1 rRNA gene is annotated in these 255 nt (G+C 58.8%); it reads right to left on the bottom strand.

The features are described from left to right. Positions 1–101: ribosomal RNA gene (rrf, locus tag AC3DEV_RS17280) — 5S ribosomal RNA — on the bottom strand; the annotation flags it as partial. Positions 102–255 lie beyond the last annotated feature (154 nt).

Raw genomic sequence — 255 nt, 5'->3', positions numbered from 1 at the left:
CTCTCCCACACCCTCACGAGTGCAGTACCATCGGCGCTGGCAGGCTTAGCTTCCGGGTTCGGAATGGGACCGGGCGTTTCCCTGCCGCTATGGCCGCCGTAACTCTGTGAAACAAGGCCCACGTGTTCTTGCGTGGGTGTGTTGTTTCAGATACTGCACAGTGGACGCGTTGCGATTCTTTAGGGGCTGTTTGTGTGTAAGCCCTCGGCCGATTAGTACCGGTCACCTGCACGCATTGCTGCGCTTCCAGTTCCG

Source organism: Dietzia sp. IBK-p2-15D, assembly GCF_057773105.1.
Note: the sequence above shows the minus strand (reverse complement) of the source record. Positions and strands in the feature narration are given on the sequence as shown.